At 69.2% G+C, this 16,793-nt stretch carries 18 protein-coding genes; 11 read left to right on the top strand and 7 right to left on the bottom strand.

The features are described 5' to 3' along the window. Positions 1 to 5: 5 nt before the first annotated feature. Positions 6 to 296 (bottom strand): type II toxin-antitoxin system death-on-curing family toxin, encoded by a 291-nt coding sequence (locus ACFOYW_RS06675; protein WP_390228025.1) that lies wholly within the window; start codon positions 294 to 296, stop codon positions 6 to 8. Here ACFOYW_RS06675 and ACFOYW_RS06680 point away from each other — a divergent pair. Beyond that, on the top strand, positions 252 to 401 hold the full coding sequence (locus ACFOYW_RS06680) for a hypothetical protein (protein WP_390228147.1): 150 nt from the start codon (positions 252 to 254) through the stop codon (positions 399 to 401). The two genes, ACFOYW_RS06675 and ACFOYW_RS06680, sit on opposite strands and share 45 nt — an antisense overlap. Positions 402 to 591: 190 nt before the next feature. On the opposite strand, the gene rhuM is transcribed toward ACFOYW_RS06680, so the two are convergent. Next, positions 592 to 948 carry a RhuM family protein gene (gene rhuM, locus ACFOYW_RS06685; RefSeq protein WP_390228026.1) on the bottom strand — a complete coding sequence of 119 codons (357 nt, stop codon included), beginning with the start codon at positions 946 to 948 and terminating at the stop codon, positions 592 to 594. 69 nt (positions 949 to 1,017) lie between these two features. Between rhuM and ACFOYW_RS06690 the strand changes: the two genes are divergently transcribed. The 6 genes from ACFOYW_RS06690 to rbfA all read left to right on the top strand — a co-directional run bounded on the left by ACFOYW_RS06690 (position 1,018) and on the right by rbfA (position 8,762). Then, positions 1,018 to 2,793, top strand: coding sequence for a proline--tRNA ligase (locus ACFOYW_RS06690; protein WP_390228027.1), 1,776 nt, complete (start codon positions 1,018 to 1,020; stop codon positions 2,791 to 2,793). Positions 2,794 to 2,841: 48 nt separating this feature from the next. Next, positions 2,842 to 3,864 (top strand): LLM class flavin-dependent oxidoreductase, encoded by a 1,023-nt coding sequence (locus ACFOYW_RS06695; protein WP_390228028.1) that lies wholly within the window; start codon positions 2,842 to 2,844, stop codon positions 3,862 to 3,864. Positions 3,865 to 3,959: 95 nt separating this feature from the next. After that, positions 3,960 to 5,027: a transcription termination factor NusA gene (nusA, locus tag ACFOYW_RS06700; protein WP_390228029.1), complete on the top strand. Its 1,068-nt coding sequence runs from the start codon at positions 3,960 to 3,962 to the stop codon at positions 5,025 to 5,027. 55 nt (positions 5,028 to 5,082) lie between these two features. After that, a complete protein-coding gene (locus ACFOYW_RS06705) occupies positions 5,083 to 5,340 on the top strand; it encodes a YlxR family protein (protein ID WP_390228030.1) in 258 nt (85 codons plus the stop codon). Positions 5,341 to 5,445: 105 nt separating this feature from the next. Continuing rightward, positions 5,446 to 8,214, top strand: coding sequence for a translation initiation factor IF-2 (gene infB, locus ACFOYW_RS06710; protein WP_390228031.1), 2,769 nt, complete (start codon positions 5,446 to 5,448; stop codon positions 8,212 to 8,214). Between the two features lie 95 nt (positions 8,215 to 8,309). Then, the gene (gene rbfA / locus ACFOYW_RS06715; protein WP_390228032.1) at positions 8,310 to 8,762 is read left to right on the top strand and encodes a 30S ribosome-binding factor RbfA; all 453 of its coding nucleotides are present in this window, start codon (positions 8,310 to 8,312) and stop codon (positions 8,760 to 8,762) included. A gap of 180 nt (positions 8,763 to 8,942) precedes the next feature. Here the strand turns inward: rbfA and ACFOYW_RS06720 are convergent, their stop codons facing one another. The 3 genes from ACFOYW_RS06720 to ACFOYW_RS06730 form a co-directional block, all read right to left on the bottom strand. Further along, entirely contained in the window at positions 8,943 to 9,893 is a 951-nt protein-coding gene (locus ACFOYW_RS06720; RefSeq protein WP_390228034.1) for a DnaJ domain-containing protein, read from the bottom strand. A 65-nt stretch (positions 9,894 to 9,958) separates the two neighbouring features. Further along, positions 9,959 to 10,546 (bottom strand): GNAT family N-acetyltransferase, encoded by a 588-nt coding sequence (locus ACFOYW_RS06725; RefSeq protein WP_390228035.1) that lies wholly within the window; start codon positions 10,544 to 10,546, stop codon positions 9,959 to 9,961. 135 nt (positions 10,547 to 10,681) lie between these two features. Further along, a complete protein-coding gene (locus tag ACFOYW_RS06730; RefSeq protein ID WP_390228036.1) occupies positions 10,682 to 11,569 on the bottom strand; it encodes an A/G-specific adenine glycosylase in 888 nt (295 codons plus the stop codon). Between the two features lie 69 nt (positions 11,570 to 11,638). Here ACFOYW_RS06730 and ACFOYW_RS06735 point away from each other — a divergent pair, with 69 nt between their 5' ends. Beyond that, the gene (locus ACFOYW_RS06735) at positions 11,639 to 12,208 is read left to right on the top strand and encodes a hypothetical protein (protein WP_390228037.1); all 570 of its coding nucleotides are present in this window, start codon (positions 11,639 to 11,641) and stop codon (positions 12,206 to 12,208) included. 49 nt (positions 12,209 to 12,257) lie between these two features. Here the strand turns inward: ACFOYW_RS06735 and ACFOYW_RS06740 are convergent, their stop codons facing one another. After that, entirely contained in the window at positions 12,258 to 13,253 is a 996-nt protein-coding gene (locus ACFOYW_RS06740; RefSeq protein ID WP_390228038.1) for a ketopantoate reductase family protein, read from the bottom strand. A 113-nt stretch (positions 13,254 to 13,366) separates the two neighbouring features. After that, positions 13,367 to 14,764 carry a DHA2 family efflux MFS transporter permease subunit gene (locus ACFOYW_RS06745; RefSeq protein WP_390228039.1) on the bottom strand — a complete coding sequence of 466 codons (1,398 nt, stop codon included), beginning with the start codon at positions 14,762 to 14,764 and terminating at the stop codon, positions 13,367 to 13,369. A gap of 115 nt (positions 14,765 to 14,879) precedes the next feature. Here ACFOYW_RS06745 and ACFOYW_RS06750 point away from each other — a divergent pair, with 115 nt between their 5' ends. The 3 genes from ACFOYW_RS06750 to ACFOYW_RS06760 are packed head-to-tail and all read left to right on the top strand — an operon-like array spanning position 14,880 to position 16,785. Next, positions 14,880 to 15,491 (top strand): TetR/AcrR family transcriptional regulator, encoded by a 612-nt coding sequence (locus ACFOYW_RS06750; protein ID WP_390228040.1) that lies wholly within the window; start codon positions 14,880 to 14,882, stop codon positions 15,489 to 15,491. After that, positions 15,488 to 16,420, top strand: coding sequence for a tRNA pseudouridine(55) synthase TruB (gene truB / locus ACFOYW_RS06755; RefSeq protein WP_390228041.1), 933 nt, complete (start codon positions 15,488 to 15,490; stop codon positions 16,418 to 16,420). Before ACFOYW_RS06750 ends, truB begins: the two co-directional genes overlap by 4 nt. After that, a complete protein-coding gene (locus ACFOYW_RS06760) occupies positions 16,417 to 16,785 on the top strand; it encodes a hypothetical protein (RefSeq protein WP_390228042.1) in 369 nt (122 codons plus the stop codon). The genes truB and ACFOYW_RS06760 overlap by 4 nt, the downstream gene beginning before the upstream one ends. Positions 16,786 to 16,793: the final 8 nt, after the last annotated feature.

Here is a 16,793-nt window from a genome sequence, read left to right on the forward strand (position 1 = left end):
CCTGGTCAGCGTTGAGTGGCATCTCGGACGTTGATCAGGTTCCGGATCAGGTGGATGACGGTCTCCTTCTCACTCGGCTGGCTGTTCGCGACCATGAGAGTCAGTGCGGTGAGCATGTTCGTCGCTACAAGAGGACTTCCGTCGGTATTCGTGAGAGCCCCATTGCGATCGAGGTAGTACGTGAACAAAGCCGCTGCGCTTCGTTTGTTGCCGTCCGAGAAGGGATGATCCTTCGTCACGAAGTAGAGCAGATGAACTGCCTTTTCCTGTACACCGGGATAGAGGTCTTGCCCCATGTATGTCTGTTCGATCGACTCGAAGACCCCACGGAAGACGTCGCCTCGCTCTCGGCCGAGGAGTTCGTCTCGCGGGAACGCCAGGGCCAGTTGGTCTACGACTGAACGGGCATGCATCAACTGGTTCGGGCAGTTCGTCTCGGTCGTACTCGTCTAGGAGTCTCAACCCGGGTGCATAGTGGTGCAGGAGCCGGGCGACCCCCGACACGATCTCGTCGGCGGATCTCTCGAGTATGCCGGCGGCCATGCTGAGGTCGCGGAGCCGGGATTCGTTAGAGGCAACGCCGTCGATCAGCTAGCGCTTCAACACGTCACTTGCCCATCGGCGGAATCGCACCCCTTCTGCCGACTTCACTCGGTAACCGACCGAAATCACGGTGTCGAGATTGAAATGCTCGATCTCTCGCTCCACGCGGCGGCCGCCTTCTCCCTGAACTCGTGCAAATTTTGCACGAGTTGGAAGACCATCAAGCTCCTCGCGCTCTGCGTTGGCGACGTGCCTGGAGATGACGGAGCGTTCTCGGCCGAACAGGGTCGACATCTGCTCCTGGGTCAGCCACGCCGTCTCAGCGTCGGTTGTGACCTCAAGACTTACCGAGCCGTCGGCGGACTCATACAGTGCGATCTCGGGTGACCGCTCGGCGGATTCCATGCCTGCGACCGTAACGGTCGCGGGCTTTGGCGTGTCAAGCTTCAATCTGGATTGTGGAAAACTTGCCTCGTGCCCACACGCCTCTCGAACTACTTCCTGCGCACGCTGCGTGAAGATCCCTCCGACGCCGAGGTGACGAGCCACCGGCTGCTCGTGCGCGCCGGCTACATCCGCAGGCAGGCGCCGGGAATCTTCGCGTGGCTGCCGCTGGGTTTGCGCGTGAAGGGCAAGATCGAGCAGATCATCCGTGAAGAGATGGCCGCGGCGGGCGCGCACGAGGTGCACTTCCCGGCGCTGCTGCCGCGCGAGCCGTACGAGGCGAGCGGCCGGTGGGAGAAGTACGGCGAGAACATCTTCCGGCTGAAGGACCGCAAGGACGCGGATTACCTTCTGGCGCCGACGCACGAGGAGATGTTCACGCTGCTCGTCAAAGACCTGTACTCGTCGTACAAGGACCTGCCGCTCGCGATCTACCAGATCCAGGACAAGTACCGCGACGAGGCGCGACCGCGCGCCGGGCTGCTGCGCGGTCGCGAGTTCACGATGAAGGACGCGTACACCTTCGACTACACGGATGCTGGGCTCGACGCTTCCTACGACAGGCAGCGGGCCGCCTACGAGCGCATCTTCGAACGCCTCGGCCTCTCGTACGTCATCGTCCAGGCCGACAACGGCCTGATGGGCGGTGCCCGCAGCGAGGAGTTCCTGCACCCGACCCCGGTCGGCGAGGACACCTTCGTACAGTCGCCGGGCGGCTACGCGGCCAACGTCGAGGCGTTCACGACCCTGGCACCGCCCACGCGGTCGTACGAGAACCTGACGCCGCAGGCCATCGTCGACACTCCGAACACCCCGACCATCGACACGCTCGTCGCGATCGCGAACGAGAAGCATCCCCGCCCCGACGGCCGCGCGTGGACGGCGGCCGACACGCTCAAGAACGTGGTGCTAGCACTGCTCCACCCCGAGGGCGGTCGCGAGATCGTCGTCGTCGGGCTGCCCGGCGACCGCGAGGTCGACCTCAAGCGCGCCGAGGTCGCCTTCGCGCCGGCCGAGGTCGAGGCGGCGACCGATGAGGACTTCAAGCGCAACCCGGGCCTTGTGAAGGGCTATATCGGGCCGTGGTCGCCCGAGGGTGCTGTGCTCGGCGAGGACTCCGCCACAGGCATCCGCTATCTCGTCGACCCTCGGGTCGCCGATGGCTCGGGCTGGGTGACCGGTGCGAACGTCGAGGGCAAGCACGTACTGGGCCTCGTGGCGGGCCGCGACTTCACGCCCGACGGCACGGTCGAGGCGGCCGAGGTCCGTGCCGGTGACGATGCACCCGACGGCTCGGGCCCCGTCACGCTCGAGCGCGGCATGGAGATCGGCCATGTCTTCCAGCTCGGCAAGTTCTTCGCCGAGACGCTCGGCCTGAAGGTGCTCGACGAGAACGGGAAGCTCGTCACCGTCACGATGGGCTCGTACGGCATCGGCGTCACGCGCATCCTCGCCATCATCGCCGAGGAGAACAACGACGAGAAGGGCCTGGTCTGGCCGGAATCCGTCGCGCCGTTCGACGTGCACATGGTGGCGACCGGTCGCGACGACACCGCGTTCAACCTCGCTGAGAGCATCATCGTGGCGCTCGAGAGCACCGGTCTCGACGTGCTCTACGACGACCGGCCGAAGGTGAGCCCCGGTGTGAAGTTCGGCGACGCCGAGCTCATCGGCGTGCCGCACGTGCTCGTCGTGGGCCGCGGCGCTGCCGATGACGAGGTCGAGCTGTGGGACCGGCGCACGGGGGAGCGCGAGACCCTGTCCCGCACCGACGCGATCGCACGTCTCGTCATGGGGCGCGCGTAGGAACAGCGCGGGTGCGGCGCGGGTTGGATGAGGCGTGAGGGCAGCGATATGAAGAACATCGGATTCCTGAGCTTCGGCCACTGGACCCCGTCGCCGCACTCGCGCGTGCAGACGGCATCCGACGCCCTGCTGCAGTCGGTCGAGCTCGCGGTCGCCGCCGAAGAGATCGGTGCCGACGGCGCCTACTTCCGCGTGCACCATTTCGCGCGCCAGCTCGCGTCGCCGTTCCCGCTGCTGGCGGCCGCGGGCGCGCGCACCTCGAAGATCGAGCTCGGCACGGCCGTGATCGACATGCGCTACGAGAACCCGCTCTACATGGCGGAGGACGCGGGTGCCGCCGACCTGATCGCGGGCGGCCGGCTTCAGCTCGGCATCTCGCGCGGCTCGCCCGAGCAGGTGGTCGACGGATTCCGCTACTTCGGCTACGAGCCGCCGGAGGGATCGACGGATGCCGACATGGCGCGGCACCACGCCGAGGTGTTCCTCAAGGTGCTCGAGGGCGGCGGATTCGCCGAGCCGAACCCGAACCCGATGTTCTCGAACCCGCCCGGGCTGCTCGCGCTCGAGCCGTATTCGGAAGGGTTGCGCGAGCGGATCTGGTGGGGCGCCGGGTCCAACGCGACCGCGAAATGGGCCGCCGGTCTCGGCGTCAACCTGCAGAGCTCGACCCTCAAGGACGACGAAGACGGCCGGCCCTTCCACGTGCAGCAGGCCGATCAGATCAGGCTGTATCGCGAAGAGTGGGCGCAGCACGACTGGGGACGCGAGCCGCGCGTCTCGGTCAGCCGCAGCATCTTCGCTCTCGTCTCAGACGAAGACCGTGCCTATTTCGGCACCGGGCGCGACGAAGAGGACCAGATCGGCTACATCGATCAGAACACCCGTGCCATCTTCGGCCGGAGCTACGCCGGGGAGCCCGACAAGCTCATCGAGCAGCTCGCGGAGGACGAGGCGATCGCGGCGGCCGACACGTTGCTGCTGACGGTCCCGAACCAGCTGGGGGTCGACTACAACGCCCACGTGATCGACTCGATCCTGCGCCATGTCGCGCCTGCCCTCGGCTGGCGCTGAAGGCCTGAGGCTCGGCTAAGATGATCGTTTAGCCCGCAGCGCGGCGGGTCGAAGGAACTGAATACCGGAAAGTCAATATAGAGGAGGCCGGAGACGTGGACATCGACCTCAGCGTCCTGCGTTTGATGGAGCGCGAGAAGGAAATTCCCTTCGACGAGCTCGTGCACATCATCGAGCAGGCGATTCTGACCGCGTACCTGAAGCACACGGGGCAGCCTGACCACCGTCACGGCGCCCCGGCGACGAGCGGCGTGCCGGCAGCGGCGGGTGCGCCCGGCGCTCCCGCGGCGACGCACCCCGCACCCGAGACCAAGGCGCCCGCGGCGCGCGTCCATCTCGATCGTAAGACCGGCCATGTCACCGTCTACGTGCCGGAACTCGATGACGAGGGCAACGTCGTCGGCGAGGCCGAGGACAGCCCGAGCGATTTCGGCCGCATCGCGGCGTTCGCGGCGAAGCAGGTCATCAACCAGCGCCTGCGCGACCTCGCCGACGAGTCGGTGCTCGGCGAGTTCAAGGGCCGCGAGGGCGACATCGTCGCCGGTGTCATCCAGCAGGGCCCGAACCCTCGCATGGTGCACGTCGACCTCGGCTCGATCGAGGCGATTCTTCCCCCGGAAGAGCAGGTGCCGGGCGAGGAGTACACCCACGGTTCGCGCATCCGCGTCTACGTCACGTCGGTGGCGAAGGGGCTGAAGGGCCCGCAGATCACCGTGAGCCGCACGCATCCGGCGCTCGTGCGCAAGCTGTTCGCGCTCGAGGTGCCCGAGATCGCCAGCGGCCTCGTCGAGATCGTGTCGCTCGCCCGCGAAGCCGGCCATCGCACGAAGATCGCGGTCCGCGCGACCGAGCCCGGCATCAACGCGAAGGGCGCGTGCATCGGCGAGATGGGTTCGCGCGTGCGCTCCGTCACCGCCGAGCTGAACAGCGAGAAGATCGACATCGTCGACTATTCGCCCGACCTCGCGGCTTTCGTGGCGTCCGCGCTCAGCCCGGCCAAGGTGACCAAGGCCTACGTCGTCGACGAGAACCTGAAGGCGGTGCGCGCACTCGTGCCCGACTACCAGCTCTCGCTCGCGATCGGCAAAGAGGGCCAGAACGCGCGTCTCGCGGCGAAGCTGACCGGCGCGAAGATCGACATTCAGCCCGATTCGGCCGAGTAGGGACGTGCCCCGGGAATACCCCCGGGCACAGAACCGCTTAAGACAGGGGTCTAGAATGGAACCCGTCAGGACGTGCATCGGGTGCCGTTCTCGCGCTCCGAGATCCTCACTTTTGAGGGTCGTCGCCCATGATTCCGCAGTCGTGGCGGACGAGTCCGCCACTATGCCGGGTCGGGGTGCGTGGCTTCACCCGAGCATCGAATGCATGAACAAGGCGCTGCAGCGCAAAGCCTTCGGGCGCGCGTTGCGCGTATCAGGCGCTCTCGACACCGTCGAGTTCGCGCGCCGACTAGAGAACAGGCTGAACGGCTAATGGACAACTAATGAGCGGCTCGAAATGAGACCCGTCCACCACTAACGCCTGCCCTGAACCGAGGGCGGGCCTCGGAACAGGAGAACTGTGGCTGCCAAACCACGCGTGAGTGAGATCGCCAAGAAGCTCGGCATCGAGAGCAAAGCAGCGGTCGAAATCCTCAACGACGAGTTGAAAGAGTTCGTCAAGACTCCCTCGTCGACCATCGAACCCCCCGCCGTGCGCAAGCTGACGGCGTACGTGGGCGATCACCCCGAACTTGTGACCAAGGCGGATGCTGCAAGGCCCGTCGCGCAGGCATCCTCGTCAGCCGCGAAGCCCGGCCCGGCGAAGCCCGCCGCGCCGCGTCCGGCACCTGCTGCTTCGACGCCCGCTGCCGCTGCCCCGGCCCCGCGCGCCGAGAAGTCGGCTGCGGCTCCCGCACCGGTGTCGCAGCCTGCTGCCCAGCAACCCGCACAGGAGCAGGCGGCCGCCAAGTCGCAGCCGCCGCGCCCCGGCGGCTCCGCTCCGGCCCCCGGCCCGCGCCCCGAGGCACCCCGCCCGCAGGGCGGCCCGCGCCCGGGCAACAACCCCTTCGCGTCGCAGCAGGGCATGGGCCAGCGCCCGGCCGGCACGCCGCGCCCGGGCAACAACCCCTTCGCGTCGCAGCAGGGCATGGGCCAGCGCCCGACGCCGGGTAACATCCCGCGTCCGCAGGCTCCCCGTCCTGGTGCTCCGCGCCCGGGTGCTCCGCGACCCGGCGCACCCCGTCCCGGCGGCGCTCGCCCGGGCCAGGGCTTCCAGCGCCCGGGTGCCGGCGGCGGCCAGAGCCGTCCCGGTGCGGGTGGCTTCCAGCGCCCCGGCGGCACGGGCGGCGGCTTCCAGCGTCCCGGTGGTGGCGGCGGCTTCGGCGGCCCGCGCCCGGGTGGTGGCGGCGGTCGCGGTCGTGGCCCCGGCGGCGGTACCGCGGGTGCCTTCGGTCGCGGTGGCGGCAAGAGCCGCGCCCGCAAGTCGAAGCGGACGAAGCGGCAAGAATTCGAGATGCGGGAAGCGCCGTCGCTCGGCGGCGTCAGCGTTCCCCGCGGTGACGGTTCGACGATCGTCCGGCTGCGCCGTGGTGCATCGATCTCCGACTTCGCCGACAAGATCGACGCGAGCCCGGGCAACCTGGTGACGGTGCTGTTCCACCTCGGTGAGATGGCGACGGCGACCGAGTCGCTCGACGAGGCCACCTTCCAGGTGCTCGGCGAAGAGCTGGGTTACAAGATCCAGATCGTGTCCCCGGAAGACGAGGACAAGGAGCTGCTCGAAGGCTTCGACATCGACCTTGAGCAGGAGCTCGAGGACGAGAGCGACGAGGACCTGCAGGTCCGCCCGCCGGTGGTCACCGTCATGGGCCACGTCGACCACGGTAAGACGCGACTGCTCGACGCCATCCGTAACGCGAACGTCGTTGCGGGTGAGGCCGGCGGCATCACGCAGCACATCGGTGCGTACCAGGTCTGGACCGAGCACGAGGGCAACGAGCGCGCCATCACCTTCATCGACACCCCGGGTCACGAGGCGTTCACCGCAATGCGTGCCCGTGGTGCGCAGGTGACCGACATCGCGATCCTCGTGGTCGCCGCCGACGACGGCATCATGCCGCAGACGATTGAGGCGTTGAACCACGCCCAGGCGGCGAACGTGCCGATCGTGGTCGCGGTCAACAAGATCGACAAGCCCGATGCCAACCCGGCCAAGGTGCGCCAGCAGCTGACCGAGTTCGGTCTCGTTGCCGAGGAGTACGGCGGCGACACGATGTTCGTCGACGTCTCCGCGCGCGAGAACATCGGCATCGACACGCTGCTCGACGCGGTGCTGCTCACCGCCGATGCGGGCCTCGACCTGCGCGCCAACCCCGATAAGGACGCGCGCGGCGTCGCGATCGAAGCCAAGCTCGACAAGGGCCGCGGTGCGGTTGCGACCGTGCTCATCCAGTCGGGCACGCTGAACGTCGGCGATTCGATCGTGGCAGGCACGGCGTACGGCCGCGTCCGCGCGATGCTCGATGAGAACGGCGACGCGGTCGCGGAGGCGCTGCCGAGCCGGCCGGTCCAGGTGCAGGGTCTGTCGTCCGTGCCTCGCGCCGGTGACACCTTCATCGTGACCGAGGACGACCGCACCGCACGCCAGATCGCCGAGAAGCGCGAGGCCGCTGAGCGCAACGCCCAGCTCGCCCGTGCCCGCAAGCGCATCAGCCTCGAGGACTTCACCCGCGCTCTCGAAGAGGGCAAGGTCGAGTCGCTCAACCTCATCATCAAGGGTGACGTCTCCGGTGCCGTCGAGGCCCTGGAGGAGTCGCTGCTCAAGATCGAGGTCGACGACAGCGTCCAGCTGCGCATCCTTCACCGCGGTGTCGGTGCGATCACGGAATCCGATGTCGATCTCGCGACGATCGACAACGCGATCATCGTGGGCTTCAATGTCCGGCCCGACGTCAAGGCGCGCGAGCGTGCTGCACGCGAGGGTGTCGACATCCGCTTCTACTCGGTCATCTACAACGCGATCGACGACATCGAGCAGTCCCTCAAGGGCATGCTCAAGCCGGAGTTCGAAGAGGTGCAGTCGGGTCTCGCCGAGATCCGCGAGGTGTTCCGCTCGTCCAAGTGGGGCAACATCGCGGGTGTCTACGTCCGAAGCGGCACGATCACGCGCAACGCCAAGGCGCGCGTCATCCGCGACGGCGTCGTGCTCGCCGATGGCCTTGCCATCGAGTCGCTGCGCCGCTTCAAGGACGACGTCACTGAGGTGCGCACCGACTTCGAAGCCGGTATCGGCCTCGGCCGCTTCAACGACATCCAGATCGGCGACGAGATCGAGACGATCGAGATGCGCGAGAAGCCGCGCGCGTAGCGCACCGAGAGCGGGGGCCAGTTCTGGCCCCCGCGTTTCTCGCGCCGAGCCCGTCTCGGGCCCGGCGTCGGAACTCAGGAATAGAGGAATCCGTTATGGCCGATCCAGAACGCGCCAGGAAGCTGGCCGACCGCATCAAGGTGGTTGTCGCGAAGCGCCTCGAGAAGGGGCTGCGCGACCCGCGCCTTGGTTTTGTGACGATTACGGATGTCCGGGTCACCGGTGATCTGCAGCACGCGAGCGTCTTCTACACGGTGTACGGCACCGAGGAAGAACGCGCGGGCTCGGCGGCCGCCCTCAAAGCGGCGACCGGCATGCTGCGCACTGAGGTGGGTCGCAACATCTCTGTGCGACTGACGCCGACGCTCGAGTTCATCGCGGACGCGATCCCCGAGAACGCGAAGCACATCGACGAACTGCTGCGCGCGGCGGCCGAGCGCGACGCCGACGTGGCCGCGCTCGCGCAGAGCGCGCAGTACGCCGGCGAGGCGGACCCGTACGTCAAGCCACGCGAAGACGAAGACGGGGACCTCGAAGACGTCGACTGACCCGATCGGATGCCTTACCTGAAGCGCCCCGGAAGCTACGGCTCCCGGGGCGCTTCAGCGTTCAGCATCCGATCAGGGACAACTCGCCTCACTGCGTCGCGCTACAGCTACGGCTTCGCGCGCCTGCGACAGCTGTTGCGCGAACCCGGAGGTGTAGCGCGGCCTGAGCAGCGAAGACGGTCAAATGAAGGTGACGCCCTGCTGCAGGCGAGTGCGGACCTCGAAGAGGTCGACGCCCGCGGCGCGCGGCACCCCCGGAACGCCGTCGCGCAGCAGGTGCGCGAGTACCGAGCGACGAACAGCCAGCAGGGCGATGCCGCGGTGTTTGCCGATCTCTTCGACGGGGTCCTCGAGCGCGTCGTCGGGCAGCACGATGAGTGCGCCGGCGAACCGCACGCCGAGCGCTCGCCCGAGCTTGCGGGCGCGATCCGCGAGGTCATGAGCGGGGCGCCCGTCGAGCTGAATGCCCGGTGCTGCGGGCAAGAGCTCGCCCCGCTTGACCGCCACGGGGCCGCCATAGTCTTCCGACTGCAGCGCGAACAGCCCGGTCGGCCCGAGCACGAGGTGATCGATCTTGCCGCCGTCATAGGCGAAGACGTCGTGCCAGACGGTGTAGCCGATACCGAGTTCGGCCGTCGCACGGGCCGTCGCCTCTTCGGCGAGGGCATCGGCGAGCGCGTGTCTGATCTCGTAGGGCGCGCTGTGCACGAGTTGCGGGTCGTACGGGTCGTCGAGCGGCGCGCCGAGCCCGACCCATTCGCGCATCATCGCGAGGTAGCGTTCACGCCGCCAGCCGCCCGGGTGGCCATAGGCGCGGGACTTCGGCCGGGTGTCCCGGGGCGTGCTGCTGCCGGAGCGGTCTGCGGTGAATCCGCTTGCAGTGCCGCTCGGCTCGTAGCCGGCGCCAGACGAAGCGGAGCCGCGGCGGCGGTCGAACACCGCGCGCGCCTCGGGCGTGCCGACGCGCTCCCACGCTTCCTGCACGGCGCGGAACTCGTCGGCCGAGCCGCCGGTGTCGGGGTGCGTCTCGCGCAGCCGGCGGCGGTAGGCGCGCTTCAGCTCCTCGACGTCTGCCGTCGCATCGACACCGAGCACGTCGTACGGCGACGCGGACAGCGGGGACTCAGGCACGTTGCCAGGTTACCGGCGCCACCAATGCGCGGGCTTCGCGCTGACTGACCGGAAGCTGCGTGGCTTCAGCCGCCGAACGTCTTCCGCATCACCAGCCGCGGCCGGCCTGCGCTCGTCGCGCCGGTCGTGCCGACGAGTTCGAAGCCCTCGGCCGCGAACGTCGACGCGATGCCCACGAACAACATGGTGCCGCTGAGCCGGTCGCCGGCCGGATCGACGGGGTAGCCCTCGATGGCCGGTGCCCCATGCTCGCACGCATACGTGCTCGCACCGCGCAGCAGCTCGCGTGTCAGGCCCTTCCGTCGGAAGCCGGGGCGCACGACGAAGCAGAGCACGCTCCACACTGGGACGTCGTCGACGGCGAGGATCGTTCGCGAGCGTTGCAGCCGCCCGATCGACTCACGCGGCCCGAAGTTCACCCACCCGGCCACCTCGCCGTCGACGTAGGCGAGCATGCCGGGCGCAATGGGCTCCTGGGTGAGTCGCTGCATGCGCTCGCGACGCTGCGGCTCAGCGCTGAGCAGGTGCGCCTCATGCGAATCGAGCCGGCATGACAGGCACCAGCAGCTCGGCGTGCCGGGTCGTGACGGGGCGAGCATGCGGGCGACATCGTCGAACCGCTCGGCCGTCGCCGGCAGCACCTCGATGTTCATGCGCTCAAGCTACGCGCGACCACCCACCTTGCGCTGCCCGGATCCTCAGTGCGCGCCCCGGGACCGGATGGCGAGCGGCGGATCCGGGCAGCGCACGCCGGCGCACGCCGACGCCAGCCGACGGGTGCATCGCCGTCAGGGGAGCGTGTAGCCCCCATCGGCGGCGACCGCGAGACCGTCGGCGAGGAGGCCGTCCAGCGCTCGGGTGAGCTGTGCCGCATCGGGCCAGAGGCCGGCGAGCTCGGCATCCGTCACTGGGATGTGAGCCGCACGCAGCTCGCGCATGATGAGTCCGCGCACCTGCCGGTCGCTGCCCTCGTACTTCTTCTGCGCCGCGCGACGCGGGCCGTCGTAGGCCGGATAGCCGGCCGCACGCCACGCGCAGACCGCGGCGATGGGGCACTCGTCGCAGCGCGGAGCACGCGCCGTGCAGACGACCGCGCCCAGTTCCATCGCGGCGGCGTTGAAGACGCGGGCCTCGGTCGCGTCAGCGGGCAGCTGGGCCGACATGGCCGCGAGGTCCCGCGCCGCCGCTGGCGGAGCGGGCTCGGCGCGGCCGTCGATGGCCCGCGCCAGCACCCGCCGCACATTGGTGTCGACGACAGGAACCCGAATGCCGTAGGCGAACGCTGCCACGGCGCGGGCGGTGTACGGCCCGATGCCGGGCAGCGCCAGCAGCTCATCGACGTCGGCGGGCACGACACCGCCGTGCTGCTCGGCGATGGTGACGGCACACGCGTGCAGCCACAGCGCCCGTCGCGGGTAGCCGAGCCGGTTCCATGCGCGCACCGCCTCGCCCGATGGCACCGCCGCGAGGGACGCGGGCGTCGGCCAGCGCTCGAGCCACGCCTGCCACTGGGGCAGCACTCGCGCGACCGGCGTCTGCTGCAGCATGAATTCCGAGACCACGATGCCCCAGGGGGAGCACCCTGGCTCGCGCCACGGCAACGGGCGCGCCGACTTCCGGAACCACGCATTCACGGCACCGGCGACCGGCGCGGGTGCAGTGGCGATCTCGGGCACCGTTCGAGCCTAGAAGATCGAGCGCGCGCGGTCGCTCGAGGGAAGGCGGAGGCGGCGTAGGCTCAGGACATGCAGCTGGTCACCACGCCCCGCATCGAGCTGTTGCGCGAACTGCGCGCCGAGTTCCTCTCGAACTACCCGCGCGGCAGGCGCGTCATCGGTGTCGACGGATTCGTCGGCGCCGGCACTGCCGCCGTGGCCGACGACCTGGCCGCCGTGTTCGATGAGACCGAAATTCCGGCCTTCCGCGCGTCGATGCGCGACTTCCTGAAGCCGGCCGCCGCGCGCGGCACGGGTGGTGAGGCTTACGACGAGACGACGTTCCGTCGGGTACTGCTCGACCCGTGGCGGCTCGCCGGGAGCGCCGGCTTCCAGACATCCGCTTTCGACGCCGATCGCGACCGGCCCGCGCTCTCCGAATGGAAGACCGCGCCAGCCGATGCCGTGCTGATCGTCGACGGCGCGTACCTCCTCGGCGGCCTGAAGGGCATCTGGCACTATCTGCTCTACGTCGACGCGCAGCAGGCCGAGCCCGACGACGAGTACCTGACTCGCGCGACGCCGTTCTTCTCGGCGACGGCCGTCATCGACACGACCGTCCCCGAAGCTCCGAAGCGGGTTCTCAGCGACTCCTGCTGACCCCAACCACAACGGACTCGTCGCGCCCGGACGCCCCGCCGCGCAGCAGTCAGTCCGTTCTCGATGCGCCGGCGCTCGAAGCCACCACGCGCGCGAGGGTCTCGGGCGAGAAGAACCGGCCGGTGCATTCGACCTCGTGGACGGCATCCGTGATCGCTGCGTTGAACGGCGCCGTCAGACCGACGTGCGCTGACTCGGCGACGACCGCGCCGCTCAGGTAGTCGATCTCGGTCGGCTGGCCGCGCGTGATGCTCTGCAGAGTCGACCCGAGGTTGGGCACCGCGCCCATGCGTCGCGCCATCAACCGCGGCAGGAAGGCGCCGAGTGCGAGCGGCGCGCGGGCGACGAAGCGCACCAGTGCATGGTTCAGCCCCTGGATCGAGTCGAAGCGGATGCCCTGCGCGAGCCCGGCCCGCGCTGCCTCGCGGATGAGCCCGGTCACGATCCGCCGCAGCTGCGGATCGGCCACCGTCTGCTGCACGGAGAGCCCCGTCGCGGCAGGCGTGCCGTTGACCATGTTGATGACGAGCTTCGTCCACTGCGCACCGCGGAAGTTCTCGGTCGCGCGCGCCGGCATCACCGAGGCGAGCAACGCCGTCGCTTCGTGTGAGCGGTCGACGACGGTCGTACCGGTCGCGGTGATGGTGACGCGGCCGGGCTCGACGTTCTGCGCCGCGTAGAGGGCGAGCGCCCCGAATGCGGGCGAGTCGGGCAGGACGCGACGCACGGTCTCGAGGCCCTCGAGGCCGTTCTGCACGACGACGGGCGGCACGTTCGCGAGGTGGCCGGCGTTCGCCGCGAGTGCGGATGCCGCGTCCTGCGCCTTCGTGGCGAGGAACGCGAGGTCGGGGGAGCGGGTCAGGCGATCGGATGTCTGAACCGCAGCCGTGTGCTCACCCCACCTGCCGTCGAGCCGCAGCCCGCGCTCGCGGATCGCCGCCAGCGTCGCACCCCGCGCCGTGACCTCGACGTCGTGTCCGGCACGGTTGAGCAGCGCCGCGATCGTGCCGCCGATTGCTCCGGCTCCGATCACCCCGATGCGCATACGCGCCAGGGTACCTGCCGCGTTGCTCACGCCCCCCCCGCGCTACAGCTGCGGCACGGCGCGCCAGCCGTAGCTGTAGCGCCGTGCCGCAGGTGCAGCGCAGCAGGACCGGGCTAGACACGCCCGGCGAGCTCGCGGCGCCGCCCAGGCAGCCCGAGAGCGACGAAGGTCGCGACGGCGAGCACCGCAGCACCGACGAAGACCGCCTTCTGAGCGGCGTCGACGTAGCCCGTCGGCGTGAGCTGGCCGCCGGCACCCGTGAACACCGCGGTGAGCACCGCGATGCCGAGCGCTGTGCCGATCTCGCGCAGCGTGGCGTTCGCGCCGGATGCCTTGGCGTGGTCGGGGTCGGGCATGTCCATGAGCACGGCCGTTGCCACTGGCGCGAAGATCAGCCCCATGCCGATGCCGGCGAGGACGAACGGCGGCACGAGGTGCGAGTACGGCACCGTGGGCGACATGACCCAGGCGAGCCACCCGATGGCGATCGCCGAGAGTCCGAGCCCGACCGAGACGGGCATCCGCGGCCCGAAGCGCGGGGTGAGCAGGAACCCGGTCAGGGGCGACACGATCAGCGGCAGCAGTGTCCACGGCATCGTCATCTCGCCCGCGACCAGGGGGTTCTTGCCCTGCACGACCTGCAGGAACTGGATCAGGATGAAGATCGAGCCGAAGATGCCGAAGCTGAAGATCACGCTGACCGCGTTCGCGATGGTGAAGCTCGGGAAGCGGAAGAGGCGCAGCGGCAGCATGGGTGCCGCGGTGCGCGATTCCCAGACGACGAACGCCACGAGGAGCACGCCGCCGCCGATCAGCGAGGTGAGCACCTCGGCGCTCGACCAGCCTGCGTCGTTCCCGCGCACGATTCCGTAGACGATGCCGAATACGCCGATGCCCGCGAGCACGAGGCCCATGAGGTCGCCGCGCACTCGCGCGCCGAAGCTGTTCGGCAGCGCCCAGAGCACGAGCGGCACGGCGATGATGCCGACGGGCACATTGATCCAGAAGATGCCCTGCCACGCCCAGCCCTGGGTCACGGCGCCGCCGATGAGCGGGCCGAGCGCGACGCCGAGTCCGGAGACGCCACCCCAGATGCCGATCGCTGCGGGGCGTGCCTTCGCGCTCACGGATCCGGCGAGCATCGTGAGCGAGAGCGGCATCAACGCGGCGGCGCCGATCCCTTGGAAGACGCGTGCGGTGATCAGCTGCCAGGGCTCGCTGCTCAGGGCGGAGAAGGCGGACGCGACCGTGAACAGCGCGATGCCGATCACGAAGAAGGTGCGCCGGCCGAAGCGGTCGCCGAGCGCCGCCGCGGTCAGGATGAAGCTCGCGAACGCGAGGGCGTAGGCGTTGATGACCCATTCGAGCTCGTCGATGTTCGCGGAGAGGTCGCGGGCGATCACCGGCAGGGCGTTGGTCACGACGAGGTTGTCGAGGGTGCCCATGAACATGGGCAGGGACGCCGCGGCGATGACGAGCCACAGCGGACGGCTGCGCGGACGTGATGCCACAGAACCAGTCTGAGCGGCATCCGTCGCAACGGGAACAGACACGGTGTCCTCCAGTTGTGGTAATTGGATGATTACAAGACGCAACGGTAAGTTATCGACTGATAACATGTCAAGCGTGAGTGAGACGAAAGCCGAGCGGATTCCGGCAGCAGAGCGCCGCGAGCAGATCCTCGACGCCGCGGCGCGGGTGTTCGGGGAGCGCGGCTACGCCGGCGCGACGACCGATCAGGTCGCGCAGGTCGCCGGCATCAGCCAGCCCTACGTCGTGCGCATGTTCGGCAGCAAGGAGAAGCTGTTCAACGAGGTGCTCGACAGGGCCGGCCAGCGGCTCGAGACCCAGTTCCGCGCGGCGGTCGCCGAAGCGGAGCAGCAGGGCCTCAGCGGCAAAGCGCGCAACGAGTTCCTCGGCCTGGCCTATCTCGACCTCGTGGAAGAGGGCGGCATCGTGCTGCCGCTGATGCAGGCGTTCCTGCTCGGCCATGACCCGGCGATCGGGTCGAACGCGCGCGACGGCTTCATTCGCATGTACCGCGTGCTGCGCGACGATGCGGGGCTCGGCGCCGAGGGCGCGAACGACTTCCTGGCCCGTGGCATGCTCATCAACACGCTGCTGACCATGCGCATGGCCGACCTCTACGACGCGAACACCGACGCCCGCGAGCTCATCGACGATGCGTGTGGCAGCAAGGCGACCATCATGCTCGACGCGACCAAGGCCGGCCTGTGACGGGTGCCGCCGAACGGACCGGTCCGAACGGCATCCTCCTCGTCGACAAGCCGCAGGGCCTCACGAGCCACGACGTCGTCGCGCGTGTCCGCCGTGCCGCGAACACGCGGAAGGTCGGGCACGCCGGCACCCTCGACCCCATGGCGACGGGCCTGCTGATCGTCGGTCTCGGCGCGGCGACGCGGCTGCTCACCCATGTGGTCGGCACCGACAAGGTCTACGAGGCGACGATCCGCCTCGGCGAGGCGACCGTGACCGACGACGCGGAGGGCGAGATCACCGAGACCGCCACGCCCGGCGCGGTCGATGCGATCACCGACGAGGCGGTGGCGACGGGCATCCGCTCGCTCACGGGCCCCATCGAGCAGGTGCCGAGCACGGTCAGCGCGATCAAGGTCGACGGCAAGCGCGCGTACGCGCGGGCGCGGGCGGGCGAGGCGGTCGAGCTCGCGGCACGGCCGGTCACGATCCACTCGTTCGACATCGACGCGACAAGACGGATGCCGGGTCGCATCGACCTCGACGTGCGCGTCTCCTGCTCCTCGGGCACGTACATTCGCGCGCTCGCCCGCGATCTGGGTGCGGCGCTCGGCGTCGGCGGGCACCTCACGGCGCTGCGGCGCACCTCCGTGGGCCCTTTCGCGGTGTCGCACGCGACCTCTCTCGACAGGCTGGTCGACGGTGAGATCCCTGTGGCGGACGTACTGGTCGCCCCGGCGGACGCCGCGGGCCGGCTGGTGCCGCGCATCGAGCTCGACGGGCAGCAGGCGATCGACCTCGGGCACGGCAAGAAGCTTCAGGTCGAGGCGCCGGCGGCGCAGGGCATCCGCGCCGCCATCGCCCCAGACGGGCGCCTCGTCGCCCTTGTCACGATTTCCGCGACCGGCGTCGTGCGCGTCGAGACCGGCTTCCCGCAGGAGACCCGATGATCGAGTGGCTCACGTTCACCCAGGTCGCGATCGCGCTGGCCGCGGGCGTGCTCTGCCTCGTGCTCGGCCTCGCGCGCCGTACGCCAGGGGACCTCACCATGGGCGCGACGGCGCTCGTCGCACTCCTCCTCATCGCGCAGCTCGTCGTGTCGGCGGTTGCGCCGTCGGCGGGCAATCACCCGCGGGGGAGCCTGCTCGAGTACTGGATGTACCAGATCGCCATCGTGCTGGTGCCCCTCATCGCGATGGCCTGGGCGCTGATCGACCGCACGCGGTGGAGCGTCGTGGTGCTGGGAGTCGCAGGCCTGGCGGTCTCGGTGATGCTCGTCAGGATGTGGACCATCTGGACCAACCACGCAATCTAGACTTGTGA

Source organism: Gryllotalpicola reticulitermitis (assembly GCF_042651345.1).
Classification (GTDB): domain Bacteria; phylum Actinomycetota; class Actinomycetes; order Actinomycetales; family Microbacteriaceae; genus Gryllotalpicola; species Gryllotalpicola reticulitermitis.